Genomic DNA, 24,301 nt, shown 5'->3' with positions numbered 1-24,301 from the left:
GCCGCGACGAGTTCGGTGATGGTCACCGGCGCATCGCCATCACGGGGCGGGCACCTCGATGAGGGTGGCCGATCCCATGCCGCCGCCCGCGCACATGGCCAACATCCCGAATCCGCCACCACGACGGCGCAATTCGTGGACCATGGTCACGATCATCCGCGCACCGCTCGCGGCCACGGGATGGCCGAGCGAGCAACCGCTGCCGTTGACATTGACACGCGCGGGATCGATGTCGAGTTCTTTGATGGTCGCCAACGGCACTGCCGCGAATGCCTCGTTGATCTCGAAGAGGTCGATATCGGCGACCGAGAGCCCCGATCGGTGCAGCGTCTTACGAATCGCTCCGATGGGAGCAAGGCCCGTGTCGGCCGGATCGACGCCCACCGAGGCCCACGCGCGCACGGTCGCCAGCGCCGGCAGGCCGAGCTGCCCGGAGGCCAGGGCGAGCACGGCGGCCCCGTCGTTGGCCCCACTGGCATTGCCTGCGGTGATGCCGAACCCGTCGATTTCCGGGTGCAACGGTTTGAGGGCGGCCAACTTCTCCATGCTGGTACTGCGCCGGGGATGCTCGTCGACCGCGAAGGTGCCGTGTGGGGTCTCGACAGGCACGATCTCCTCGACGAAACGGCCATCGTCGATGGCGGCGATAGCGTTGCGATGTGAGCGTAGCGCCCAGGCGTCCATCTCCTCGCGGGTCAGGCCGTATTTGACGGCGGTGTTCCAGCCGACAGTGATGGACATGTCCAGGTTGGGCGCGTCCGGCCGGTCCGGATGAGACGGCGAGACCCAGGGGTCGATCCACTCGTCGGCATCGACCCGGAAGCGGGCCTTGGGAGCGGTGGAATCGGAGTTCACGCCGCCTGCTAGCACGAGTTCGTCCATCCCGGCCCGGATTCCGGCGGCTGCGGTCTGTACCGCCGACATCCCCGCGGCACAGTGGCGGTTGTGGGCGAGTCCGGGAATCGTGGTGAGGCCTGCGGTGATGGCGGCGTGCCGGGCGACCACGCCGCCGCCGTAGCGACCTTCACCGAGAATCACGTCGTCGATGCGACCGGCGTCCACGCGCGCCGCCGCGGCGGCGATCACGTGGCCGGCCAGATAGAACGCGTTGGTATCGCGTAAGGTCCCCTTCCCAGCGGTACCGATGGGGGTGCGCAAGGCCGCGACGATGACGGCTTCGGGATCAGGCATTGGTGTTCTCCAATTCAGCGATCAAATTGCGGCGCAATAGTTTTCCGGTTTCAGTTCGCGGCAGTTCACCGCGAAAGACGATCGCGTCGGGCGTCTTGGACGAGCGCAGGCGCTCGCGCACCCACTGCTGGATCTCCTCCGGGTCGCCCTTACCGACGAGGACGGCGACCAGCCGCTGCCCCCACTCCGGGTCGGGCACACCGATCACCGCAGCCTCCCGAACACCGGGGTGCGCAAGCAGCACATCCTCGATCTCGGCCGGTGCGATGTTCTCGCCGCCGCGGATGATGGTGTCGTCGGCCCGGCCCTCGATATAGAGGTAACCGTCGATATCCAGGCGTCCGAGGTCCCGGGTCGGGAACCAGCCACCGGCATCAAGGGCACTGCGGCCGCCGTATTCGCCGGAGATCTGGTCCCCACGAACGAAGACCAGCCCCGGCTCCCCCGCCGCGACGGCCTGCCCGGCCTCGCTGCGGATCTCGATCTCGATCCCGGGTAGCGGGCGACCCACCGAACCGAGGCGGTCGCGGGTCGAGGGCTGGTCGGCAGCGAGCGCCGTGCGATGGTCGTCCGGACCGAGCACCGCGATGGAGGAGGCGGTTTCGGTCAGGCCATAGGCATTCACGAATCCCGTGTGCGGGAAGACCCGCAGCGCGCGCTCCAGCACCGGACGCGGCGTGCGCGCGCCGCCGTAGGCGAGGCTGCGCAGGTTCGGCACGGCAGCGTCCTCGCCGGGTACTGCGTCCACGATCCGGGCGAGCATGGTGGGCACCAGCATGGCGTGGGTGATGTCTTCGCGCCGAACGGTTTCCAGCCAGTCGACGGGATCGAAGGCGGACAGGTAGACGATACGCCGGCCGCTGTAGAGGTTCGACAGCAGATTCGTCAGACCCGCGATGTGATACGGCGGCACCGACACCAGCGTGGACTCTCCGCCCGCACTACCGAACTCCTGCGTGTTCAGCAGGTAGGCCATGAGGTGCCGGTGCCTAAGCAGCGCGGCCTTGGGCTCTGCGGTGGTGCCGCTGGTGTAGATGATCACCGCGATGCCGTCGCCGTCCCAGTGAACCTCGCCCGGCGGATCCGAATCATCTTCTGCCGCATCGTGTGCCACGAGTGCGTCGAGATCGTCGGATCGGAGGACCAGGGCGCCGGGATGGCGAGCCAGCAGAGCAGCCAGCTGTTGCGCGCCGAGACGGTAGTTCAGCGGTACGAACGGCACTCCGGCCAGCGCCGCGCCGAACAGCGCGACGGGATAGGCGAGGTGGTTGGCACCGAGGTAGAGCACCGCGGAATGTCGCCGGAACCGCCCCGCCGCCCGCCGCGACGCCGCGGCCAGTTCTATCGCCGACAGTGACCGGCCCTCGGCCGTCACCACCGCGCGCTCCTCCGCCGAAGCGGCCATATCGAGAATCATGCTGATGTTCATGAGAATGCTATTCTCTACAACAGAGAGTCGCAATTGCAAGAGAGGATTCGAAATGGATATCAGCGGGAGCGTCGCACTCGTCGTGGGCGGCACGGGCGGACTCGGCGAGGCCACCGTGCGCCGCCTGGTCGCGGCGGGCGCGAAAGTGGTGGTCGCCGACGTCGCCGACGACAAGGGCAAGCAACTCGCCGACGAGCTCGGCATCCGCTACACACACACCGACGCCACCAGTGAGGAGTCGGTGCGGGCGGCGATTGCCGAGGCGGAATCACTGGGTCCGTTGCGGATCTCGGTCGACACCCACGGCGGACCGGCGAGCGGTGGTCGACTGATCGGCAAGGACGGCAGACCGCTGGCGCTCGACGGCTTCCGGACAACCATCGAGTTCTATCTGACCGCGGTCTTCAACGTGATGCGGCTCGCGGGCGAGGCGATCGCCAAGACCGAACCGCTGGCCGAGGGCTCGCGGGGCGTCATCGTCAATACCGCCTCGATCGCCGCCTACGAGGGGCAGATCGGTCAGCTCCCCTATGCCGCAGCCAAGGGCGGTGTGGTCGGCATGACCCTCGTCGCCGCGCGCGACCTGGCTCCGCTCGGCATCCGCGTGGTCACCATCGCGCCCGGCACCGTCAACACACCCGCCTACGGCAAAGCCGCCGATCAGCTGGAGGAGTACTGGGGCAAGCAAGTACCGCACCCCAAGCGCATGGGCCGATCCACCGAGTACGCGCAACTGGCGCAGTCGATCATCGAGAACGAGTACCTCAACGGTGAGGTCATCCGGCTCGACGGCGCGCTGCGCTTCCCGCCGAAATGACCTCGCTCACCGACAAAGTCGCCTTCGTCGCCGGTGCCAGCCGGGGCATCGGGGCGGCGGTGGCCGAAGGGCTGGCGCGGGCCGGAGCAGCGGTCGCGGTCGCCGCGCGCACCGAACGCGAGCAACGGCTACCCGGAACCATTCACAGTGTCGCCGAACGTATTACGGCGGCCGGCGGGCGCGCACTCGCGGTACCGTGCGACGTGACAGATGAGGAGTCCGTCGAGACGGCGGTGGCTGCCACCGTGGCCGAGTTCGGCGGAATCGACATTCTGGTCGCCAACGCGGGCGTGCTGTGGCTCGGCCCCATCGAGTCCACACCATTGAAGCGGTGGCAGTTGTGTCTCGACGTCAATCTCACCGGTGTGTTCCTGGTGACGAAAGCGGTTGTCCCGCATTTGCGTTCCCGTGGCGGCGGGTCGCTCATCGCCGTCACCACCACCGGCGTCGACATGATCGACCGCGGCTCGAATGCCTACTGGGTGTCCAAGGCCGCGGTCGAACGTCTCTACGTCGGGCTGGCCGCCGATCTCCGAGCTGACAACATCGCGGTGAACTGCCTCAGCCCGGCCCGGGTGGTACTCACCGAGGGCTGGCAGGCGGCAGGCGGCGGCGACATCCCGCCGGACATGGTCGAACCTCCGGAGACGATGGCCGCGGCCGCTGTTCTCCTGGCCGGACAGGACGGCAGGGGCATCACCGGAACCGTCCAGCGCTCCGACAGCCCCTTGGCACAGCGGCAATCCCGCTGACCGGGCGCAGAGCGCACAGGCCCCGAAGCCGAGCTTCGGGGCCTGTTCTGCGTTCTGCGCGCAGGCTCGCTGTCAGCGCTGCTTTCCGGCAGTCAGCCGGGCGATGTTGCGCTGGAAATCCTCGGTCTGGAAGGACTGGTACTCAGCCTGCGTCGCGTAGTCGATGCTGGCCAGCACAGCCCGCTCGAGGTGGATGTTCAATAACCGTTTGGTCGCCTCCACCGCTTGGCGTGGTTGTTCGGCGATGCGTTTCGCCGTGGCGAGAGCTTCGGCGAACGGGTCGGCCACCACATGGTTGACCAAGCCGAGTTCGCGCGCGCGTTCGGCGGTGATGCGGGTGCCGGTGAGCGCGTACTCCTTGGCCAGCAACAGACTGATCTGCAGGGGCCAGGTGAGCGGTCCGCCGTCGGCGGCGACCAACCCTACCTGGACGTGCGGGTCGGCCAGGTAGGCGTCCTCGGCGATGTATACGATGTCGCTCAACGCCACCAAGCTGCACCCCAAGCCCACCGCCGGGCCGTTGACCGCCGCCACCACCGGTACCCGGCAACGGGTCATGCCGAGCACGATGTCGCGTCCGTGCGCGATAGTCTTCGTCCGCAGCTCGTCGTCGCGGGCCAGCTCGGCGAGGTAGGTGAAATCCCCGCCCGCCGAGAAGGCTTTGCCTGCTCCTGTGAGGACAGCGGCGCGGGCTTCGCGGTCGTCGTTCAGCTGCGGCCACAGCTTCGCCAGCCCGGTGTGCAGGGCATCGTTGACGGCGTTGAGGTTGTCGGGGCGGTTCAGGGTGATGATCCGCAGCGAGCCCTCGGCGCGAACGTCGATTTCGGCTGGTAGGTCGTACATATCAGGCTTCCAATCCGAGAATACGTGAGGCGATGATGTTCTTCTGGATCTGCGAGGTGCCGCCCATCACGCTCTGCGCGCGGCTGTAGAGGTAGGACCCGAACAGTTCGGGGTCGCGGGTGCCGCCGACAGCGAGCGCGGCGTGCCCGACCGACTGGTCCACCCAGGTCATGAGCAGTTTGTCGACCGATCCCTCCGGGCCGTGCGAGACACCGTCGAGCTGTTCGGACAGCCGCCGTCGCACGTGCAGGCGCAGCATCTCGGCTTCGACCGCGGCCCAGCGCAGCTCCTGCGGCGGTTCACCCTGGACCCGGCCGGTCAACTGCCGCAGCAGTTTTCCGTACCGGGCCGAGTAGCCGAGGGTAGCGGGCTCACGCTCGTGCCCGACCACGGTCATCGCCAGTTTCCAGCCCTCCCCCGGCGCACCGACCATGTGGTCGGCGGGCACCCGTGCCTCGTCGAAGAGCACCTGCCCGAACTCCCGGGTGACACCGCTGATCATCTGCAGCGGGCGCTGCTCGATCCCTGGCTGGCGCATGGCGACGACGAAAGCCGAAATTCCCTTGTGCCGAGGCGCTTTCGGGTCCGTGCGCGCCAGCAGCAGACACCAGTCGGCGACATCGGAATAGCTGGTCCAGATCTTGTGGCCGCGGATCACGTAGTCGTCGCCGTCGCGGACGGCTGTAGTCTTCAGCGACGCCAGATCCGAGCCTGCATCGGGTTCACTGAAGCCCTGGCACCAGCGCTCGGTGCCGTCGATCATCCCGGGCAGGAAACGCTGCTGCAACTGCTCGCTGCCGTGCCTGCCGAGACCCTGGATCAGGTAGCCCAAGCTCGGTCGCGGCGGTGCGCCGGCCCGAGCCAGTTCCTCGTCCAGGATCACGTCGTAGACCGGCGCCAGTTCCTGACCGCCGAACTTCTTCGGCCACGTGATGCCGAAGAAGCCGGCCCCGTAGAGCGCCTGATGCCATTCGCCCTGCCTGGCCCAGTACTCGTCGCCGGAAGTCGGGAACTTGCCCGCCTGTTCGGACAGCCAGCCACGCAACCGATCCCGGAACGCGGCCTCCGCCGGTGAATCACGAAAGTCCACAGTCGATCTCCTCCAGGGTCACGGGGAACAGTTCGATGGATGCGAGTGCGCGCTTCAGGTACACCTGCGCCAGGCACTCCCAGGTATTGCCGATACCGCCGTGGACCTGGATCGCGGTCTCGCACACGGTGCGCGCCGCCCGCGCGCTGTACACCTTCGCGATGCGGGCGGCCCGCACGGCCTGGTCGGGATCGAGTTCGTCGACCGCCCAGGCCGCGTGTCGCAGCACGCTGATCGATCCTTCGATCAGCGCCAGCCCTTCGGCCAGCAGATGCGCGACAGCCTGGTACGAACCGATCGAATGTCCGTACTGCTCACGCATTTTCGCGTAGTCGACGGCCAGGGCATGCGCACCGCGAGCCGCGCCGAGCAGATCCGCCGTGGTGGTGACCAGCGCGAGCGCGTACCAGTGGTCGGTCTGTTGCTCCGACAGTTCACCCAGCAGCTCCCGGGGGCCGGTCACCTCGGCTTCCATACGGGTCAGGTCCACGGTGTCCAGTGCGGCTCCCACCACCCCGGCGACGACCTGGCGCTCGTCGATCATCAAGACGCGCTCGCAGCCGCGACTGTCCACGGTCCGGCCGTCCATGGCGATCGTCCAGTACTCGGCCTCGCCGCGTACGCGTCCGTACAGGTCGTCGGCCAGTACGGGTCCGAGGAACGGCACATCGATCAGGCCGCGGCCGAATTCCTCGGCCACGAGGGCGACTTCGACGCCGGTCGCGCCGTCGGAGCGCAGTGCGCGCCAGCCCGTGGTGTCCACGGCCTTTTCCAGCCGGGTGATCCGGGTGGTGTCCGCCAGATCCTGGACCGAACCCGGTCCCAGTTCGTCGGCCAGTTTGGCAGCCGCGTCGCGCAGCTGCCGTTGTTCACTCGTCAGACGTACGTCCATAGCGCTCCTCGAGACTTCGGCGCAGCACCTTGCCGGATGGCAGGCGCGGAATCTGGTCAACGAATACGACCTGTCGCACTCGCTTGTAGGTGGCCAGCCGGTCGGCGACCAGGCCGGTGAGCTCGGCCGCGGTCACCGGTCCGGTCGTGGCGACGGCCGCGACGACCGCTTCCCCGTCGGCCGGATCCGGCACCCCGAAGACCGCGCAGTCGGCAACCAGCGGATGGCCGTGCAGCACCGCTTCGATCTCCGCGGGAGCGACCTGGAAGCCGCGGACCTTGATCATCTCCTTGGCGCGGTCGGTGACGAACAGCCAACCGTCGGCATCGAGGTACCCGACGTCGCCGGTCCGGTACCACCCGTCGTGCACTGCCTGCGCGGTCGCGGCGCTCGGCAGGTAACCGGCCATCCGCGATGCCGAACGCACCTCGATCTCACCGGTCCCACCCGACTCCACCGGCACACCGGATTCCAGTGACACGATCCGCACGTCCACGCCGGACACGGGCCGACCGACGCTGTCCAGTCGCGCACCGTCGGTCGGATTGCAGGCGATGACCGGTACCTCACTGGCTCCGTAGGCGGGTACCCAACCGATTCCCGTTCGGCGCGTGACCTTTTCGGCCACCCCGACCGTGACCGGGGTCGCACCCCACATGATGTAGCGCAGCGAGGTCAGGTCATAGGTTTCCAGCTCGGGATGGGCCGCGAGCGCCATCGCGATGGGGGCGACGGCCATCTCGACGGTGATCCCGTCGGCCTCGATACACCGCAGCATCCGCTCCAGCTCGAACCGCGGATGCAGTCGCACCCACGCCCCACTGCGCAGGGCGAGTTCGATATTGAGCAGACCGAGAATGTGCGAGGGCGGGGTGAGCACCTGGATGCGGTCGTCCGCGGTGAAACTCAGCGCCTGCCGCCAGTGTTCGACGGCTGTCGCGAAGGAGCCGTGGGTATGCCGGACGGCCTTGGGCATCCCCGTTGTGCCGGAACTGAACACCAGCAGGGCATCCGCTTCGGGAGCCGGGGGCCGGTAGCGGCCGCGGGCAGGCGTGATCGGCTCGTCCAGCGAGAGCATGGGCATCAACCCGGCAAGGACAGCCTGGTCGCCGAGTGCGTGGGACGGTGCGGTGACCGATAAGGCATGCGCTACTTCGCCGCGCTTCAACGCCGGGCTGATCAGCACCGCCGCGGCGTGCAGCCGCCACAGCGCGCGCACCGCGACGACGAACTCGGGACGGTTCGACGACATCAGCGCCACCCGCGCCCCGCTGTGCACACCTCGCGCTGTCAGCGTCGCGGCCAATCCATCGGCCAGCGCATCCAGTTCGGTCCCGGTGTACTCCTGATCCTCGAACACCAGGGCGGCGGTAGCGTCCAGAGCGCCCGTCTCGTCCACGGTCACCGCCTCAGTCATCCGCGCGGACCCGCCCAGGGCCGACATCGGCACTCGAGATCACTGAGCACCGGCCGAGATGTCGTGCTCGCCGAGCAGGGGCGGCGGGCCGTAGCGTGGCTGATACCCGGTCACTCGAACTGGACAGCCGACAAGACGGAAGTCCCCCGCGTCGACGATCACCTCGGGCGCGGCCTCCAGCGCCTCGGGGAGGTCCTTGACCGCGGCGGCGGGCACACCGAGGGGCCGGAGCCTGGATTCCCACCCGGCGGCGGTGTCGGTAACCAACGCGGCGGTGACGGCGGCGAGAACCTCGTCGCGACGCTCGGCGCGTTCGGCCATGGTCGCGAAACCGTCGATGCCGACCTCGTGCGCGAACGACTTCCAGAAGCCGTCGTGCGTCACGAAGAGCGCGAGATAGCCATCGGAGGTCGGAAAGAGCTGTGCTGGAACATAATACGAATGCGCACCGAACGGCCGCCGCTGCGGCGCGCGGCCCTCGTTGAGGTAGGCGGCGGCGTGGTAGTTCAGCTGGGACAGCATCACATCGCGCAGCGACACCTCCACTTGCCCGCCCCGGCCCGACACGATCTGGGCGAGCAGGCCGAGGGCGGCGGTCAGGCCCGTCGAATTGTCGGCGGCGGAATACCCGGGCAAGGTCGGTGGGCCCGCGGGGTCACCGGTCAACGCGGCTACCCCCGCGACGGCCTGGATGACGTAATCGAAAGCGGGCTCGTCCCCGGCGTCCATCCCGTATCCGGTGAGGGCGACGCAGACGATGCGCTCGTTCCACCGGCGCAGCGAGTCGTAGGTGAGCCCGTACCGCCGGATCGCCGAGGGTTTCAGATTCACCAGCAACGCGTGCGATCCGCCGACCAGTTCCCCGAGCCGGGCCTGTCCTACCTCCGAATCCAGATCGAGGCGGATACTGCGTTTGCCGCGATTGAGGCTGGCGAAATACGCGTCGCCGACCTGCCGGGAGATGTCCCCGGTCGGCGGTTCGATCTTGGTCACCTCCGCGCCGAGGTCGGCGAGCATCATGCTGGCATATGGCCCGGCGAGCATGGTTCCGACTTCGAGCACGCGGATACCCGCCAGTGGGGCAGTCACCTCAGGTCCTTTGCCAGCGTGGCGATCATCTCGCGCGTGCGGCGTTTGGAGGCGCGCAGATCGTCGAGGGTGTCGCCGATCGGGAGCAAGCGCACCGACAGGTCGGTCGCGCCTGCCTCGGCATAGCGACGCAGCCCAGCGGCGATGGCTTCCTCATCGCCTGCCACGCAGATGTCGCCGATGCTGGTCGCGCCGCCGCGGTCGAGCAGGCGCTGGTAGTTCGGCGACGTTTCCGCCTCTGCCAGAATGCGATTCGCGCGTTCCCGTGCCGCGTCCACCTCCGAGGGCCGGCACAGACACACCGGCAGACCCGCGACGATGCGCGGGGCGGGGCGGCCTGCGGCGGCTGCCGCCTCCGTGATGCGCGGCGTCACATGGTCGGCGACGGCGCGCTCGTCGGCCATCCAGAGGATGGTGCCGTCGGCCTGCTCGCCCGCGATCCGCAACATGACCGGCCCGAGGGCAGCGATCAGCACCGGCAATGGCGCGACCGGGCCGATATCGAGTGGATTGTGCACGGTGAAGGTGTCGTTCTCCACGTCGACCGGTCCCGGCCCACTCAATGCCGTGGTCAGCACGTCGAGATAGTCGCGGGTGTAGGCGGCGGGCTTGTCGTAGGGCAGCCCGAGCATGTCCCGCACGATCCAGTGATGCGAGGGCCCGACCCCGAGCGCCAGCCGCCCGCCCGCCGCGGCGTGCGCGGACAGCGCCTGGCGGGCGAGGGCGATCGGGTGCTGGGCCTGCAGCGGCACCACGGCGGTGCCGAGTTCGATCCGTGTGGTGCGACTTCCCATGAGCGCCACGGTGATCAACGCGTCGAAATCGGTCGGGATCTGCGGAATCCAGGCGGTGTCGAGTCCCGCGGACTCGGCCCATTCGATGTCGTCGAGCATGCGGGTGACCTTGCGCGTGGTATCCCCGCGTTCGGGCCCGATCATCACACCTATGCGCACCATTGCTTCACTTCTCCACAGTCGTTGAGCCCGATTCCGGATGAGAGGTCATGCCGGGGAGGGGGTTTCGGTCAGGGCGCGCACCGAACGCACCAGCTCTTCCAGCGCGGTGCCGGTCGGGAAGACCGCCGCGGCACCGGCTTCCAGCAGCCGCGGCACATCGCCGCTGGGGATGGTGCCGCCGACGATGACATCGATGTCGCCTGCACCCGCCGCACGCAGCGCGTCGACGGTGCGCTGCGTCATCGACACATGTGCGCCGGACAGAATGCTCAGCCCCACCACCGCCACGTCCTCCTGCAGCGCGATCGAGACGATGTCCTCGATGCGTTGCCGGATACCGGTGTAGATGACCTCGAAACCGGCGTCGCGCAGAGCGCGAGCGACGATCTTCGCGCCGCGGTCGTGCCCGTCGAGACCGGGCTTGGCAACCAGAATCCGGGCGGTCATCAGAACACCACCGGCTGCTGGAACTCGCCCCACACGTCTTTGAGCGCGGTGGTCATCTCCCCCACCGTGCAGTAGGCGTTGACGCAATCGATGAGTGGATGCATGAGGTTCTCTGTTCCCTCCGCGGCACGCGACAAGGCGGCGAGGCTGGCGCGAACGGCCGCGGAATCGCGTTCGGCTTTGACCCGGGCGAGCCGCTTCAACTGCAGTTCACGCCCTTCGGCATCGAGTTCGTAGGTGGCGATCTCCGGTGGTGCCTCGTCGGAGACGAATCTGTTGACGCCGACCACCGGACGGGTCCCCGACTCGACATCCTGATGCGACCGATACGCCTCGTCGGCGATGAGTCCTTGCAGGTAGCCGTCCTCGATACAGCGGACCATCCCGCCGTGCCGCTCCAGATCGGCCATGATCTCGATGATTCGTTCCTCGGTGGCATCGGTGAGCGCCTCGACGAAATAGGACCCGCCGAGCGGATCGGGCACCCGGGTGACGCCTGTCTCGTAGGCGAGGATCTGCTGGGTTCGCAGCGCCATGGTCGCCGATTCCTCACTCGGCAGCGCGAAGGGTTCGTCCCACGCGGCCGTGAACATCGACTGCACTCCGCCCAGCACGGCCGCCATGGCCTCGTAGGCGACCCGGACCAGGTTGTTCTGCGCCTGGGGGGCGTACAGCGACGCTCCTCCGGCCACACACCCGAATCGGAACATCGATGCTTTGTCGGACTCCGCGCCGTATCGCTCCCGCACGATGGTGGCCCAACGCCGCCGTCCCGCCCGGTACTTGGCGATCTCCTCGAAGAAGTCACCGTGGGTGTAGAAGAAGAAGGAGATCTGCGGGGCGAACTGCTCGATGGTCATGCGCCCGCGTTCGACCACGGTGTCGCAGTAGGTCACCCCGTCGGCGAGGGTGAACGCCATCTCCTGCACCGCGTTCGCCCCAGCATCGCGGAAGTGCGCACCCGCCACCGAGATCGCGTTGAAGCGCGGTACCTCCGCGGCGCAGAACTCGATGGTGTCGGCGATCAGGCGCAGCGACGGCTCCGGCGGCCAGATCCAGGTGCCCCGCGAGGCGTATTCCTTGAGGATGTCGTTCTGAATGGTGCCGGTGAGCTTGTCCCGCGACACCCCGGCCTTCTCTGCCGCCGCCACGTACATCGCCAGCAGGATCGCGGCGGTGCCGTTGATGGTGAAGCTGGTCGAGATCTTGTCCAGCGGGATGTCGTTGAACAGCACCTCGGCATCGGCGAGCGTATCGACGGCTACGCCGACCCGGCCGACTTCCTCGGTCACCTCAGGATCGTCGGAGTCGTAGCCGCACTGGGTGGGCAGGTCGAGCGCCACCGAGAGTCCGGTACCGCCCTGCCCGAGGAGGTAGCGGTAGCGGCGGTTGGACTCCTCGGCAGTACCGAAACCGGAGTACTGGCGAAACGTCCACAGCCGCCCCCGATAGCCGGAGGCGAAATTGCCACGGGTGAAGGGGAACTGGCCGGCCGCGGGTGGTTCCGCGCGCCGGTCGTCCGGGCCGTATGCCGCTAGAAGCGGGATGCCTGCGGAGGTTTGCGTCTGGTCGTTCATCAGTGAATACGATACTTGCAGAAAATGAGAATGCCAATACCATGTGAAGAGAATCCGATGGTTGCGGCGAGGAGGACCATGAAAAATCCCAGCTACCTGAGCGTCCGAGACGTACTCGACTACTTCGCCAAGTGCCCGCGCTGCGGATACCCCGCCGACGCATCGGAGACCGTGCGGCGCTTCCCCGACGGCGGAATCGAGCGGGAAGTCACCGCGTCGTGCGGCCTGCCCTGCGGATGGCGCGGACCAGCCGAACTCCGGGCGCGCCCGCTCGACGACGTCGCCTAGGCGCAGACCTCCACCTCACTCGCCCCCCACACCCTCAGGAGAACAATGTCCAGCCAGCACCCGCTCACCGATCGCACCATGGTCATCTCCGGCGCCAGCCGCGGAATCGGACTGGCCATCGCGCTCGCCGCCGCTCGGCAGGGTGCCAATGTCGCCGTGCTGGCCAAGACCGCCGAACCCCATCCGAAACTCCCTGGCACCGTGCACACGGCCGTGGCCGAGATCGAGGCGGCGGGCGGCAAGGCCGTCGCCGTTGTCGGCGATGTGCGCCGTGAGGAAGACGTCCAGCGCGCCGTCGACACCGCGGTGGATCGGTTCGGCGGCATCGATATCTGTGTCAACAACGCCAGCGCCATCGCCACCAAGTCGACCGGGGACCTGCCGGTCAAGCAGTTCGATCTGATGCAGGAGATCAATATCCGCGGCACGTTCCTACTCACCCGCGCCTGCCTGCCGCATTTGCGGACCGGCACGAATCCCCATGTGCTGACCATCGCGCCGCCCCTCAACCTCAGCCCTCGCTGGCTGGGCGCGCACCCGTCCTACACGCTGTCCAAGTACGGAATGACCATGCTGTCGCTCGGCTGGGCAACCGAATTCGCCGACGACGGCATCGCCGTCAACTGCCTGTGGCCACAGACCTACATCGCCACCTCGGCGGTGGCGAACCTTCAGGAGGGCAGCCTGCTCGCGCGCTCGCGCAGCCCCGAGATCATGGGCGACGCGGCTGCCGAAATCCTCTCGCGCCCAGCCGAATACACCACGGGGCAGTGCTTCCTCGACGGCCGTGTGCTCATCGACTCCGGCCACGGCGATCTCACGCGCTACGGGGGCGGCGAGAACCCGATCCGCGATATGTTCCTGGACTGAGAGGGCACGGTCAGCATGGCTTCCGATGGCACTCGCCGCGAGCTCTACGACGCCGGGCTCCGGGTCCGCCGCGAGGTGGTCGGCCCCGAGTACGTCGCCCGTGCTCTCGCCGCCACGAACGAATTCACCGGACCCCTACAGGATCTGGTGACCGAGTACTGCTGGGGCGCGGTGTGGACCCGCCCCGGTTTGGACCGCCGCACCCGGTCGCTGGTCACCCTGGGGATGCTGGCGGCTCTCAACCGCTCCCACGAGCTCACCACCCATGTGCGCGCCGCGCTCACCAATGGCGCTACACCGCAGGAGATCCGGGAAGCACTACTACAGACCATGGTGTACGCGGGCGTGCCCGCCGCCGTGGAAGCGTTCCGGGTAGCCGGACCGATTATCGAGGAGTACACCGATGAGTGACGGTCGCGCGGTCGCCTTTCTCGGCCTCGGCAAGATGGGCGCGCCGATGGCGCGGCGGCTGGTCAAGGCCGGGGTCGATGTCATCGGGTTCGATCCGCTGGACTCCGCGCGAGCCGCCCTCGCCCTCGCGGGTGGCCGGGTCGCCGACACAGCGCCCGCCGCGGTGGCCGACGCGGACGACGTCGTCCTCATGCTGCCCAGCTCCGCTGTCATCGAGTCGCTGCTCGGCGATCCCGCCGTCTGCGGCAGTCTGCGGGCGGGCACGACCGTTATCGACATGAGTTCCTCCGAACCCTTGTCCACCCGGCACATGGCCGCCGAATTGGCTACGCACGGCATCGCTTTCGTCGACGCCCCGGTCTCCGGCGGGGTGCGCGGCGCCGAAGCGGGCACGCTCACCATCATGTGCGGTGGCGAGGCCGACACGGTTGCCGCGATCGAACCGCTGCTACGCAGGCTCGGTACGCCGACCAGGGTCGGACCGATCGGCGCGGGTCACGCCCTCAAGGCGATCAACAATCTGCTTGCCGCCGTGCACCTGCTGGCGGCGGCGGAAGGCCTGGCCATCGGCAAAAGATTCGGGCTCGATCCCGAACTCATGCTGTCGGTGATCAACCGCGCCAGCGGCCGCAGCGAGGCCACCGAAACCAAACTCCCCCGCTTCGTCCTGCCCGAGACCTACGACTCCGGTTTCGCGATGCGCCTGATGATCAAGGACATGCGCATCGCCACCGAACTGGCGGCGACCCTCGAGGTACCGGCGACTCTCGCCGAACACGGAGTAGATGTCTGGACCAGGGCAGCAGCCGATCTCGGCCCGGATGCCGACCAGACCGATATCGCCCGCTGGGTATCGGACGGCTGAGGCCGGTGTCCTAGCGCCACGGCACGAGCACGAGTTTGCCTCTGGTACGGCCGGATTCGCTGAGGCGATGGGCCTCGGCGATCTCGGTCAGTGACATGACCCGATCGATATGGACCCGCAGCAGGCCCTCGCCGACCAGATCGGCGAGGACGCGCAGGTCGTCGGTGGACGGGCGGCCGGTGACACGGCGGCAGCGTGGATCGTCGCCGACGTCGGAACCCTGCGCGGTGACGTAGCGGCCATCGGGGCGAAGGACTCGCAGCGACCGGCTGCCGTAGCCACCGCCGACCAAGTCCAACACGACATCGACGTCGGTGACGATCGACTCGAAATCGACGCTCTGGTAGTCGATTACCTCCTCGGCGCCGAGCTCGCGCAAGAAGTCGTGATTGGCGGCGCGCGCGGTCGCCGATACCCGGGCGCCACGAAGTGTGGCCAGTTGCACGGCGAGATGACCCACCCCGCCGGCCCCGGCATGGATCAGGATGCGCTCGCCGTCGCTCAGCCCGGCCAGCCGCAACGCTTGCCAGGCTGTCGAACCGGCGGTGGGCAACGCCGCGGCCTGCAGTTCGCTCACCCGCCGCGGCCGGGGCGCCACGGAATCGGCGCGGGCAACGACATACTCGCTGTAGGTCCCGGTGCGACCGGCGACCATGCCGAAAACCGCATCGCCGGGTTCGAACGCGACCACCTCGGCGCCGACTTCGACGATCGTGCCTGCCACGTCGAATCCGAGGGTGAACGGCGGCTCGCCCAGATGGCGCACCGCACCTGACCTGATCTTCGTGTCGACGGGGTTCACAGAGGTCGCGGCCATCCGGATCAGCACCTCGCCTACCAGGGGAACCGGTCGCGGCGTCTCCATGGTCCGCAAGACCTCGGGACCACCGAATGCGTCTTGGCTCACCGATTTCATCTGGGCTCCACTCGATCCAGGAAGGTCTCTATCCGTTCGACCATCTCGGCGTGTCCGGTGGAAACACCGAACATCTTCTCGAAATGGATCATCCGGGGAACGGCGGACATCAGGAAGACCACTGCGGCGGGCGGGAATTCCTCTTCCGGCAGGCCGTAGGCCCGCAGGGTGGGCGTCACCGCGCCGAGCAGCGCCATCCGGACGCGCTCCCCGCCCGCGCCGATGACCTGTCCGACGCGCTTGCGGTGATTGGCCAGGGCCATGAACTCCAGCAGCAGCCGCGCTCCGGCCGGGTCGTTGGCATAAGCCCACACCTCGCGCAGCGGATGCGGACCCCCCACTCGCGACAGCCGGACCACTAGCTCGTCGGTGCTGTCGGTGAGGACAGCGATGAACAGGTCGTCCATGTCCGGGAAGTAGTACTGAACCAGACCCGCGGTGACTCCAGCCCTGGTCGCCACGCTGCGATAGGTGACGGCCGCGTACCCACGCTCCAGCGTCAATTCCCCTGTCGCGCGGACGATTTCCGTGCGAGTGCGCGAGCCCCTGATACCGACGCTTCGCGACCGCACCAGCGGTGGCTCGATCCCCACAGCACGCTTCTTTCGCCGCCTGAAAATGGCATTTACGAGTAAGGTAACCACATTCTTGTACACATCACCAACTGAGGCAGCGATGACGACACCCGACCTGGAAGCCCTGCAACGGGACCTGCGATATCTCCTCGACCGCACCGCGATCCTGGACTGCGTCGCCAACCATGCCCGTGGCTGCGACCGGCACGACGCCGACCTGATCACCGGCGCCTACCACCCCGACGCGATCGACGAGCACGGCAAGGCGACCAATACCGGCGCCGACTACGCGCAGTGGGCCAACGCCACTCACGCCGCGACCGCGCGCGTGCACACGCACAACATCACCACCCACACCTGCGAGATCGATGGCGACACCGCCCATGCGGAGAGCTATTCGATCGTCGTCCTCCTCGGCAACGACGCGAGGACCGCGCAGTTCGTCAGTGGCCGCTACGTGGATCGGCTCGAACGCCGCGACGGACAGTGGCGAATCGCGCTGCGCCGCTCCACGGTCGAGATCATGTTCACCGCCGACGCCTCAATTCTGGGTTCCCCGTTCTTCGCGAGCCAGGGCTATCCGGCCGGCGCGCGAGACACCTCCGACCTGTCCTACCAGCGCCCGCTGCTCCGCACCGCCACCGAGGACGACCATCGATGATCGGCAGACGCCCCGCGAAATCCGCGCTGCCCGCGGTCATCACCGCCGCCTCCGTCGTGCTCGCCGTTGTCCCGCGACCGCATCGGCGCAACCCCGCCCGAGTGCGCGCCGGCGACGCCCGGCGGCAGCGGTGACCCTTACGCGAGACTCGACGCCGCGCAGCGAACCGTGCTGACCCGAATTGACGAAACTCGTTGTGCCGCTGTGCTCTTGGAAAGACTATGAATATCTGCTCGGTCTCAACGGAAGTGGGACCCCGGCGGGTCCCGCCGGCCTGCTCGGCTTCGGCACGCAGGTCAGACTCATGGTCAGAACTACGCCGACGACTTCTGGAGTCAGCCGGGCTATCTCGGCACCGAGCAATCACCGCTCGGCGATCTCCTCCGCTCGAAGAAGGTCGACCAGGAGGTCGCCATCACACAGGTCCGCCGCGATGGCGGAGGAACGCCGACCAGCCTGACAGTCGACGACGTTACCCACAATCCGGCAGGCACGGCACTGGACTTCACCGTCGATGGCGCCGACGGCCCGCTGAACGGCACAGTAGACGCGGCAGGCACATCCATCACCCTCACCGACGGCAATTCGCCGAAGTTCTCGCCGCACTCGAGGTCGGCGCGAAGATCCGGATCGACAACCGATGGTGGTTGGCTCTGCCCTCCTACCCCCGCCACCAGGTGCCCGCCAGGGCAGGCTCCTACGCCTTCGACCAGTACCGCCACGCTGACGGCACCCCGCGCTACCCGCAACGACCCATGGAGATCGGTCCGGCGATCTCCCGGAGCGTCACCGGCGGCGACACCTCGAACGGCAAGATCAACGGCAAAGTCATCGCGGTGTGCAATCTTCTCGACGCCGATGCCTTCCCGTGGGACTGTGACTGGTACGCCGAGCAGGTCCGAGCCGCGGGCAACGCTGATTCCTTCCGGTTGCTCTACAACGACAACGCCGACCACATCGGAGCCCGAACCAGCCGGCTCGTCAACTACTTCGGCATTCTGCAGGCGCTGCGCGATGTGGCCGCCTGGGCCGAGACGGGCGAACAGCCGCCGAAGTCCACTGCCTACGATGTGCGCGACGGCCAGATCACCGTGCTGGACAAGGCCCAAGCGCGCAAGGGCATCCAACCCGTGGCCGAGTGGGAAGTCGGCGGCGACGATCGCATCGGCGCGGGCGACTTTGTCGACCGGCCGTTCGATCGCAAGGAGCACGGCACGGTCCATATCGCCCAGACGTTCACCTACGACCGGCCTGGTACCTATTTCGCGGCGCTTCGGGTGACCTCGCAGCGCGATCCGGACTCGGCGTTCGAGAAGGTGCGCAACCTCGCCCGCGTGCGCGTGGTGGTCCGCTGATCGCCTACCCCGCCCACCCAGTCGCGAAACGCAGACTGCCGGTCGCGGTCCGGCGTCCGTACCGGTCACGAGCCACGGTGGTAAGCGCACCCGCGTCGACGGCGGCGCTCACCACCAGCCCCTGATGGTCGAACAGCGGAGACAGCAGCCGATAGTCGAAGACCTGCGCACCGGTGCCGCCCTTGGCACGTGCGGCTTCGGCCATGGCGAGCGCCTGCAGCGGCCCGTGCACGAGCAAGCCTGGATATCCTTCGACGTCGCGGGCGTAGTCACGGTCGTAGTGGATGCGGTGGGCGTTATAGGTGAGCGCCGAGAACCGGAACAACAGCGCCGCGGATGTGTCGATGGCCCATTCACCCGGCTGCGGGGCGACCGAAGGCTGCTCCGTCTGCGCGTGGGTAGGCGTGTTGTCCGCGGGGGCCGCGCGATATACGAGGTCTTGTCGTTCCTCGACGAGGAGCCGATCACGCTGCAAGATCCGGTGCCCGACGGTGACGAAAGTCAACAAGCCGGTGCGGCCCCGTTTCCGCTGTGTCGCGAGAACCGCCGTCTGCCTGGTGACGCGTTCACCGCAGCGCAGCGCGCCACGGACCCGCACCTGTCCCCCGGCCCACATGCGCCGCAGACCTGGTCCGGGAGGCTCCGGGACCGCATTGCGGACGGGGTGACCGTCCGGACCGAGATCGGCCTGGTCGGGGCGATCGAGCAGATATACCCAGTGCCACAGTATGGGCAATCCCCGATCGAGATCGGGCAACGGGACACCGAGCAGCCCCGCGAGTGCCTCTGCCGGTCCCGCCACGAGCCGTTCACTCCGTTCGACGATCGTTGTCATCGTGCGGGCTCCCCCGTGCTCGACCGCGGCGTGCCGAATTCGGTTCTGATAGCGCCCGTGTGCTGACCGAGCTCCGGTATCGCGCCCATCACCGGTTCTCCAGCGGTCGATTCGACCGGCGGCAGCAGCGCCGAGATCTCCCCGCCCGGAGTGCTCACCGGTCGCCACCGATCACGGGCGGCCAACTGCGGATGCCGGGTGAACTCCGCCGGGGTGCGAATCCGGGCACCGGCGACACCCGCCGCGTCCAGCTGTTCCATGACCTGGCCGCAGTCGGCTCGCACGAAGACCGCTTCCAGCACAGCGGTCAGCTCGGTGTCGTGGTGCACCCGGGCGCTATTGGTGACGAAGCGGCTATCGGTCTTCAACTCCGGACGCTGTAATACATTGTCGCACAACGCCACCCACTCACGGTCATGCTGAACAGCGAGGAAGATCGTACCGTCGGCCGTACGGTAGGGGCCGTAGGGCGAGATGGACGGATGCCTGGCCGCTGTCCGGCGCGGCGGTTCGTCACCGTAGAGGCAGAAGTAGGCGGGTTGACTCATCCACTCGCCCAGCGCATCGATCATGGCGACGTGCAGACCCGCACCGACACCGGTGTGCGCGCGCTGATAGAGCGCGGTGAGGAGGCCACTGAAGGCGTACATACCCGTGGCGATATCGGCGATCGAGAATCCGGCTTTCGCGGGGACTTCCGTGGTGCCGGTGGACATCACGAGCCCGGTCTCGCACTGGAGCAGCAGATCATAGGCCTTCTTCGACCGGTACGGCCCCTCTGCCCCGTAGCCGGAAATGGAGCAGTGGATCAGCTCCGGCCGGCCCGCGCGCAGGGTGACGCCGTCGAGGCCGAGCCGTTCTGCCGCACCTGGTGCGAGATTCTGGACGAAGATGTCGCAGTGTTCGATCATGGCGTCGAGCAGCCGTCGATCGCCGGGCTGTTTGATATCTAGTGCGACACTTTCCTTTCCGCGATTGAGCCAGACGAAATAGCTCGACTGTCCGTACACCGTGTCGTCGTACCCACGGGCGAAGTCGCCGCCATCGGGACGCTCGATCTTGATCACCCGGGCACCCAGATCCGCGAGTTGCCTGGTCGCGAACGGCGCGGCCACGGCCTGTTCCACCGCGACGACAGTGATGCCGGCCAGTGGGCGGTTCACGGCGGTCATGCGATCGGATTCCGGCCGATGAGCTGGCGGGCGATGACGTTGCGCTGAATCTCGTTCGTGCCCTCGCCGACGATCATCAGGGGGGCATCGCGAAAGTAGCGCTCCACGTCGAATTCGGTGGAGTACCCGTGGCCGCCGTGGATGCGCATCGCGTTCAGCGCGATCTCCATCGCGGTCTCGGACGCGAACAACTTCGCCATCCCGGCTTCCATGTCGGCGCGCACCCCGGAGTCGTAGCGCCGCGCGGCATAGTGCACGAGCTGGCGGGCGGCGGTCAGCGTGGTCGCCATATCGGCCAGGTAGTGGCCGACGGCTTGATGTTCCCAGATCGGCTTGCCGAAACTCTCCCGAAGCTGTGCGTACCGGATCGAATCCTCGAGCGCGGCGCGTCCGACCCCGAGCGCTCGCGACGCCACCTGGATGCGCCCGATCTCCAGGCCGCGCATCATCTGGGTGAACCCCTGCCCTTCGACCCCACCCAGGACCGAAGACGTCGGCACGCGCATGCTGTCGAAGACGAGCTCGCAGCTCTCCACGCCTTTGTAGCCGAGTTTGGGCAGGTCACGCGAGACGGCGAAACCAGGCCCCGGCTCCACCAGCAGAATGCTGATGCCTCGATGTGCGGGCACGGCGCCCGGATCGGTCTTGCACAGCAGCGCGACCAGTCCCGACCGCCGCGCATTGCTGATCCAGGTCTTCGAGCCGTCGACCACATAGTGGTCGCTGTCGCGGCGGGCGGTGGTCCGCATCGCCTGCAGATCCGATCCGCCGCCCGGCTCGGTCAAGGCCATAGTCGCCCGCAATTCACCAGTGGACAGCCGCGGCAGATAACGGTCGCGCTGTTCGTCGGTGCCGTAGTCCACCAGCAGTTTCGCGACCACGGTGTGTCCGCCCATCGCGCCCGCCAAACTCATCCACCCGCGCGACAACTCCTCGGTGACCGCCGCGTAGCAGGACGTCGACACGCTGCCACCGCCCCAGGGTTCCGGCACGGCGAGTCCGTAAATGCCGATCCGCTTCATCTGCTCGATCAGCTTCTCGGGATAGGTGTTCGCGTGCTCGAGCTCGCGCACCACCGGCCTGACGTCGCGATCGACGAAATCACGCACCACCGTGACCAGTGCGGCCTCCTCCTCGGCGAGCTCGTCCACCACAGCTTCTCCTCCCGATACACGTGCACCGGAACGGCCCGGCACTACCATCATGTGAAGGAATATCCTGATAGGGGAAATGCCGATTTCTGATATCTACATGCCGATTCGAGATGTCAGGCGGGTGCGATGGATATCAAGCAGCTCACGGCGGTCGTGACAGTCGCCGAGGTGGGCAGCGTGACCAAGGCCGCGCAATTGCTGCATCTGGTCCAGCCCGCCGTCACCCGGCAGATCCGGATGCTGGAACAAGAACTCGGCGTGCGCCTGTTCGAACGCACTCGCCAGGGCATGCGGCCGACCGAAGCGGGTGCGCTGCTGGTAGCGCGCGCTCGGCGGGCGCTGCACGAACTGGAGCGCGCGCGCGCCGAGGTTCGGCCGACGCCGGGCATACTCACTGGTGCTGTCACCGTCGGCCTGCTCGACAGCGCCGCAGATTTGCTCGCCGAACCACTGGTGAGCGCACTCGCCCGAAGCCACCCCCGCATCGAATTGCGCGTCATCAGTGGGTATTCCGGCTACCTGCAACGCTGGCTCGATGACGGCGACCTCGATCTGAGCCTGCTCTACAACCTCACCAGCACCCCTTCACTCAATGTCGAACCACTAGCGCGCGAAAGACTGTGGGCCGTAGGTCCGCCCAGTGATGCCCTCCATGCCGACCGGCCTGTCGCGCTGGCGGACGTCGCGGCGCGCCCGCTGGTGATGCCCGCGCCAGGACACGGGCTGCGCGCCCTGATCGACGCCGCGGCGGCACGGGCGGGGGTGAGCTTCGAGATCGCGGCGCAGACCAATTCGATGCGCCTGCAGAAACTTCTGGTTCAGAGCGGACACGGCTGGACCATTCTGCCGGGCGTCGGGATCGCCGACGACGTGGCCGGCGGCGAACTGACCGCGGCTCCGCTGTGCGATCCGGAGGTCTGGCGGCAAGTCGTGTTGGGCGTGCCACGTGGCCCGAGGATGTCGGCCGCCGCCGCGATGGTGGCGACCGAACTGGTTCGGCAGGTCCGTTCGGCCGTGGCAGCCGATCGATGGCCCTCGGCTCGGCTGGACGTCCGCCCCGGTGAAGCCGCCGTCTCACCCAATCACTAAAGCCGATCGTCGGCACGCGCAAGAACCCACTCTCTGCCTGCCATCGGCAGGGCCTTGAGCGGGGCGTCAGCTCGAGAGTATTGTTCTCCTCAATCGGAAGGGAGATTCTTATGATCGAGACAAGGGCGCTCAGCCCTGCACTGGGCGTCGAAGTATCCGGCATCGCCGACCTACTGGATGGACAGGTGGTCAGCCGGTGCCTGGAGGCACTCAAGTGGCGCGGGGTGCTACTCATCCGCGGCCTGGACCTCGACGACGAGGCACAGCTCGCGTTCAGCCGACAGTTGGGCACGGTGCTCGCGCCGGGCGGAAAGGAAATCTTCAAAGTATCGCTGGACCCGTCGGTGAACCCGTCTGCCGACTACCTCAGGGCGACATTCCACTGGCACATCGACGACACCACCAGCGATGTCCCAGCCAAGGCCACGATGCTGACCGCGCGCCATGTCGCCATGGTCGGGGGCGGCACCGAATTCGCCAACACCTATGCGGCTTTCGAAGCGTTGCCGGACGAGGACCAGAAGCGATACGAGCCGCTGCGGGTCGTCCACAGCTTCGAAGCCGCACAGCGGCTCACCCACCCGGAGCCCACCGAAGAGCAGGTCCAGGCCTGGCGCAGCCTGCCGACGCACGAGACCTCACTGGTCTGGCAGCGCCACGACGGCCGCCGGTCACTGGTCATCGGAGCAACCGCCGACCACATAGTCGGTATGGCACCGGACGAGAGCCGTGCGCTCCTCGACGAACTGCGCGACTGGAGCACTCAGGAACGCTTCCGCTACACCCACGAATGGGCGGTCGGTGACGTCGTGATCTGGGACAACACCGGCATGCTGCACCGCGCGCTGCCCTACGACCCGGAGTCGAGGCGGACCATGCATCGCACCACCATCGCAGGCGAGGAGGCCTGGGCGTAGTAGGCGATCACTCGATCACGACAGGCGGCGGCACCGGCTTCAGCCGGGCCGCCGCCGAGCGTTTGCGGGGATAGGCCACTTCCGGCGTTGACTAACGGGCCCACTCATGGAAACCTAGTAGTACCAATATGAGAATCTCATTCTCGCGAAAGGAGGAGACGAATGCGCCTGCCCCCGCTGCCGGCCACCCAATGGGATGACCGGACACGAGCCGCGCTCCGGCCGCTGCTGCCCACGGCGCGGCGCAATCCGGAGGGTGCGGGTCCGGCGATGTCGACACTGGTCCGCCATCCGGATCTCACCGAGGCGTTCCTCGGCTTCAGCGTCTACCTGCTGTTCCGCTCGAGCCTGCCGCCCCGCGTACGCGAGCTGGCGATTCTGCGGGTCGCGCACCGTACGAACTGCGCCTACGAGTGGACCCATCACGTCGGCTTCGCGGCGGCACAGGGGCTCACCGAGGGCGACATCGTTGCGATCCAGAACGGCACCACAGCAGACGAATTCGACCGCACCATCATCGACGCGGTCGACGAACTGCTCGAGAAATCGGACCTGTCCGATCCGACCTGGGCGATCTTGAGCGAACACCTCACCGAACACCAGCGCATGGACCTGGTCTTCACCATCGGCGGGTACAGCCTGCTCGCCATGGCATTCAACACCTTCGGCGTCACGCCAGAACACGAAAGGTAA

Annotated in this window: 27 protein-coding genes; 12 read left to right on the top strand and 15 right to left on the bottom strand. The window is 67.5% G+C overall.

All coding sequences use genetic code 11. From position 1 onward, the window contains the following. Nucleotides 1-39: 39 nt before the first annotated feature. Complete coding sequence (locus tag Q7X29_RS14295; RefSeq protein ID WP_316574332.1) at nucleotides 40-1,191, bottom strand: thiolase family protein; 1,152 nt, start codon at nucleotides 1,189-1,191, stop codon at nucleotides 40-42. Further along, nucleotides 1,184-2,620: a class I adenylate-forming enzyme family protein gene (locus tag Q7X29_RS14290; RefSeq protein WP_316575352.1), complete on the bottom strand. Its 1,437-nt coding sequence runs from the start codon at nucleotides 2,618-2,620 to the stop codon at nucleotides 1,184-1,186. The genes Q7X29_RS14295 and Q7X29_RS14290 overlap by 8 nt, the downstream gene beginning before the upstream one ends. 52 nt (nucleotides 2,621-2,672) lie before the next feature. On the opposite strand from Q7X29_RS14290, the gene Q7X29_RS14285 reads away from it, so the two are divergent. Then, entirely contained in the window at nucleotides 2,673-3,437 is a 765-nt protein-coding gene (locus tag Q7X29_RS14285; RefSeq protein ID WP_316574331.1) for an SDR family NAD(P)-dependent oxidoreductase, read from the top strand. Next, complete coding sequence (locus tag Q7X29_RS14280; protein WP_316574330.1) at nucleotides 3,434-4,189, top strand: SDR family NAD(P)-dependent oxidoreductase; 756 nt, start codon at nucleotides 3,434-3,436, stop codon at nucleotides 4,187-4,189. The genes Q7X29_RS14285 and Q7X29_RS14280 overlap by 4 nt, the downstream gene beginning before the upstream one ends. Before the next feature lie 72 nt (nucleotides 4,190-4,261). Here the strand turns inward: Q7X29_RS14280 and Q7X29_RS14275 are convergent, their stop codons facing one another. The 8 genes from Q7X29_RS14275 to Q7X29_RS14240 form a co-directional block, all read right to left on the bottom strand. After that, the gene (locus tag Q7X29_RS14275; protein ID WP_316574329.1) at nucleotides 4,262-5,032 is read right to left on the bottom strand and encodes an enoyl-CoA hydratase/isomerase family protein; all 771 of its coding nucleotides are present in this window, start codon (nucleotides 5,030-5,032) and stop codon (nucleotides 4,262-4,264) included. A 1-nt stretch (nucleotide 5,033) separates the two neighbouring features. Continuing rightward, entirely contained in the window at nucleotides 5,034-6,122 is a 1,089-nt protein-coding gene (locus tag Q7X29_RS14270; RefSeq protein WP_316574328.1) for an acyl-CoA dehydrogenase family protein, read from the bottom strand. Further along, nucleotides 6,109-7,014 carry an acyl-CoA dehydrogenase family protein gene (locus Q7X29_RS14265; RefSeq protein WP_316574327.1) on the bottom strand — a complete coding sequence of 302 codons (906 nt, stop codon included), beginning with the start codon at nucleotides 7,012-7,014 and terminating at the stop codon, nucleotides 6,109-6,111. The genes Q7X29_RS14270 and Q7X29_RS14265 overlap by 14 nt, the downstream gene beginning before the upstream one ends. After that, entirely contained in the window at nucleotides 6,992-8,395 is a 1,404-nt protein-coding gene (locus Q7X29_RS14260; RefSeq protein ID WP_316575351.1) for a class I adenylate-forming enzyme family protein, read from the bottom strand. The genes Q7X29_RS14265 and Q7X29_RS14260 overlap by 23 nt, the downstream gene beginning before the upstream one ends. Nucleotides 8,396-8,470: 75 nt before the next feature. Then, nucleotides 8,471-9,520 carry a CaiB/BaiF CoA transferase family protein gene (locus Q7X29_RS14255; RefSeq protein ID WP_316574326.1) on the bottom strand — a complete coding sequence of 350 codons (1,050 nt, stop codon included), beginning with the start codon at nucleotides 9,518-9,520 and terminating at the stop codon, nucleotides 8,471-8,473. Beyond that, the gene (locus tag Q7X29_RS14250) at nucleotides 9,517-10,473 is read right to left on the bottom strand and encodes a TIGR03564 family F420-dependent LLM class oxidoreductase (protein ID WP_316575350.1); all 957 of its coding nucleotides are present in this window, start codon (nucleotides 10,471-10,473) and stop codon (nucleotides 9,517-9,519) included. Before Q7X29_RS14250 ends, Q7X29_RS14255 begins: the two co-directional genes overlap by 4 nt. Before the next feature lie 48 nt (nucleotides 10,474-10,521). Next, nucleotides 10,522-10,923 (bottom strand): cobalamin B12-binding domain-containing protein, encoded by a 402-nt coding sequence (locus Q7X29_RS14245; RefSeq protein ID WP_316574325.1) that lies wholly within the window; start codon nucleotides 10,921-10,923, stop codon nucleotides 10,522-10,524. After that, the gene (locus Q7X29_RS14240; protein ID WP_316574324.1) at nucleotides 10,923-12,500 is read right to left on the bottom strand and encodes a methylmalonyl-CoA mutase family protein; all 1,578 of its coding nucleotides are present in this window, start codon (nucleotides 12,498-12,500) and stop codon (nucleotides 10,923-10,925) included. Before Q7X29_RS14240 ends, Q7X29_RS14245 begins: the two co-directional genes overlap by 1 nt. A 78-nt stretch (nucleotides 12,501-12,578) precedes the next feature. Between Q7X29_RS14240 and Q7X29_RS14235 the strand changes: the two genes are divergently transcribed. The 4 genes from Q7X29_RS14235 to Q7X29_RS14220 are packed head-to-tail and all read left to right on the top strand — an operon-like array spanning nucleotide 12,579 to nucleotide 14,934. Then, entirely contained in the window at nucleotides 12,579-12,788 is a 210-nt protein-coding gene (locus Q7X29_RS14235; protein WP_316574323.1) for a hypothetical protein, read from the top strand. Nucleotides 12,789-12,833: 45 nt separating this feature from the next. Then, a complete protein-coding gene (locus Q7X29_RS14230; RefSeq protein ID WP_316574322.1) occupies nucleotides 12,834-13,658 on the top strand; it encodes an SDR family oxidoreductase in 825 nt (274 codons plus the stop codon). 15 nt (nucleotides 13,659-13,673) lie between these two features. Next, on the top strand, nucleotides 13,674-14,069 hold the full coding sequence (pcaC, locus tag Q7X29_RS14225; protein ID WP_316574321.1) for a 4-carboxymuconolactone decarboxylase: 396 nt from the start codon (nucleotides 13,674-13,676) through the stop codon (nucleotides 14,067-14,069). Then, the gene (locus Q7X29_RS14220; RefSeq protein WP_316574320.1) at nucleotides 14,062-14,934 is read left to right on the top strand and encodes an NAD(P)-dependent oxidoreductase; all 873 of its coding nucleotides are present in this window, start codon (nucleotides 14,062-14,064) and stop codon (nucleotides 14,932-14,934) included. The genes pcaC and Q7X29_RS14220 overlap by 8 nt, the downstream gene beginning before the upstream one ends. A 10-nt stretch (nucleotides 14,935-14,944) precedes the next feature. Here Q7X29_RS14220 and Q7X29_RS14215 read toward each other — a convergent pair whose 3' ends face one another. Both Q7X29_RS14215 and Q7X29_RS14210 read right to left on the bottom strand, forming a co-directional pair. Continuing rightward, nucleotides 14,945-15,850, bottom strand: a complete 906-nt coding sequence (locus Q7X29_RS14215) for an NADP-dependent oxidoreductase (protein WP_316574319.1) — start codon at nucleotides 15,848-15,850, stop codon at nucleotides 14,945-14,947. After that, a complete protein-coding gene (locus Q7X29_RS14210; RefSeq protein WP_316575349.1) occupies nucleotides 15,847-16,422 on the bottom strand; it encodes a TetR/AcrR family transcriptional regulator in 576 nt (191 codons plus the stop codon). The genes Q7X29_RS14215 and Q7X29_RS14210 overlap by 4 nt, the downstream gene beginning before the upstream one ends. Nucleotides 16,423-16,525: 103 nt before the next feature. Between Q7X29_RS14210 and Q7X29_RS14205 the strand changes: the two genes are divergently transcribed. The 3 genes from Q7X29_RS14205 (at nucleotide 16,526) to Q7X29_RS14195 (ending at nucleotide 18,441) form a co-directional block, all read left to right on the top strand. Further along, nucleotides 16,526-17,086: a nuclear transport factor 2 family protein gene (locus tag Q7X29_RS14205; RefSeq protein ID WP_316574318.1), complete on the top strand. Its 561-nt coding sequence runs from the start codon at nucleotides 16,526-16,528 to the stop codon at nucleotides 17,084-17,086. Next, nucleotides 17,083-17,220: a hypothetical protein gene (locus Q7X29_RS14200; protein ID WP_316574317.1), complete on the top strand. Its 138-nt coding sequence runs from the start codon at nucleotides 17,083-17,085 to the stop codon at nucleotides 17,218-17,220. The genes Q7X29_RS14205 and Q7X29_RS14200 overlap by 4 nt, the downstream gene beginning before the upstream one ends. A gap of 513 nt (nucleotides 17,221-17,733) precedes the next feature. Beyond that, entirely contained in the window at nucleotides 17,734-18,441 is a 708-nt protein-coding gene (locus tag Q7X29_RS14195) for a hypothetical protein (protein WP_316574316.1), read from the top strand. Nucleotides 18,442-18,445: 4 nt separating this feature from the next. Here the strand turns inward: Q7X29_RS14195 and Q7X29_RS14190 are convergent, their stop codons facing one another. From Q7X29_RS14190 to Q7X29_RS14180, 3 genes are read right to left on the bottom strand one after another with little or no spacing between them, the layout of a single operon-like run. After that, complete coding sequence (locus Q7X29_RS14190; RefSeq protein ID WP_316574315.1) at nucleotides 18,446-19,276, bottom strand: FAS1-like dehydratase domain-containing protein; 831 nt, start codon at nucleotides 19,274-19,276, stop codon at nucleotides 18,446-18,448. Beyond that, a complete protein-coding gene (locus Q7X29_RS14185) occupies nucleotides 19,273-20,448 on the bottom strand; it encodes a CaiB/BaiF CoA transferase family protein (RefSeq protein ID WP_316574314.1) in 1,176 nt (391 codons plus the stop codon). Before Q7X29_RS14185 ends, Q7X29_RS14190 begins: the two co-directional genes overlap by 4 nt. After that, nucleotides 20,445-21,602, bottom strand: coding sequence for an acyl-CoA dehydrogenase family protein (locus tag Q7X29_RS14180; RefSeq protein ID WP_316574313.1), 1,158 nt, complete (start codon nucleotides 21,600-21,602; stop codon nucleotides 20,445-20,447). Before Q7X29_RS14180 ends, Q7X29_RS14185 begins: the two co-directional genes overlap by 4 nt. Before the next feature lie 126 nt (nucleotides 21,603-21,728). Between Q7X29_RS14180 and Q7X29_RS14175 the strand changes: the two genes are divergently transcribed. From Q7X29_RS14175 to Q7X29_RS14165, 3 genes are all read left to right on the top strand, one after another. After that, entirely contained in the window at nucleotides 21,729-22,691 is a 963-nt protein-coding gene (locus tag Q7X29_RS14175) for a LysR family transcriptional regulator (protein ID WP_316574312.1), read from the top strand. A 110-nt stretch (nucleotides 22,692-22,801) separates the two neighbouring features. Next, nucleotides 22,802-23,608 carry a TauD/TfdA dioxygenase family protein gene (locus Q7X29_RS14170; protein ID WP_316574311.1) on the top strand — a complete coding sequence of 269 codons (807 nt, stop codon included), beginning with the start codon at nucleotides 22,802-22,804 and terminating at the stop codon, nucleotides 23,606-23,608. 162 nt (nucleotides 23,609-23,770) lie between these two features. Beyond that, nucleotides 23,771-24,301, top strand: a complete 531-nt coding sequence (locus Q7X29_RS14165) for a carboxymuconolactone decarboxylase family protein (RefSeq protein WP_316574310.1) — start codon at nucleotides 23,771-23,773, stop codon at nucleotides 24,299-24,301.

Origin of the sequence: Nocardia canadensis (genome assembly GCF_032656385.1) — a bacterium.
Taxonomy (GTDB): domain Bacteria; phylum Actinomycetota; class Actinomycetes; order Mycobacteriales; family Mycobacteriaceae; genus Nocardia; species Nocardia canadensis.
Note: the sequence above shows the minus strand (reverse complement) of the source record. Positions and strands in the feature narration are given on the sequence as shown.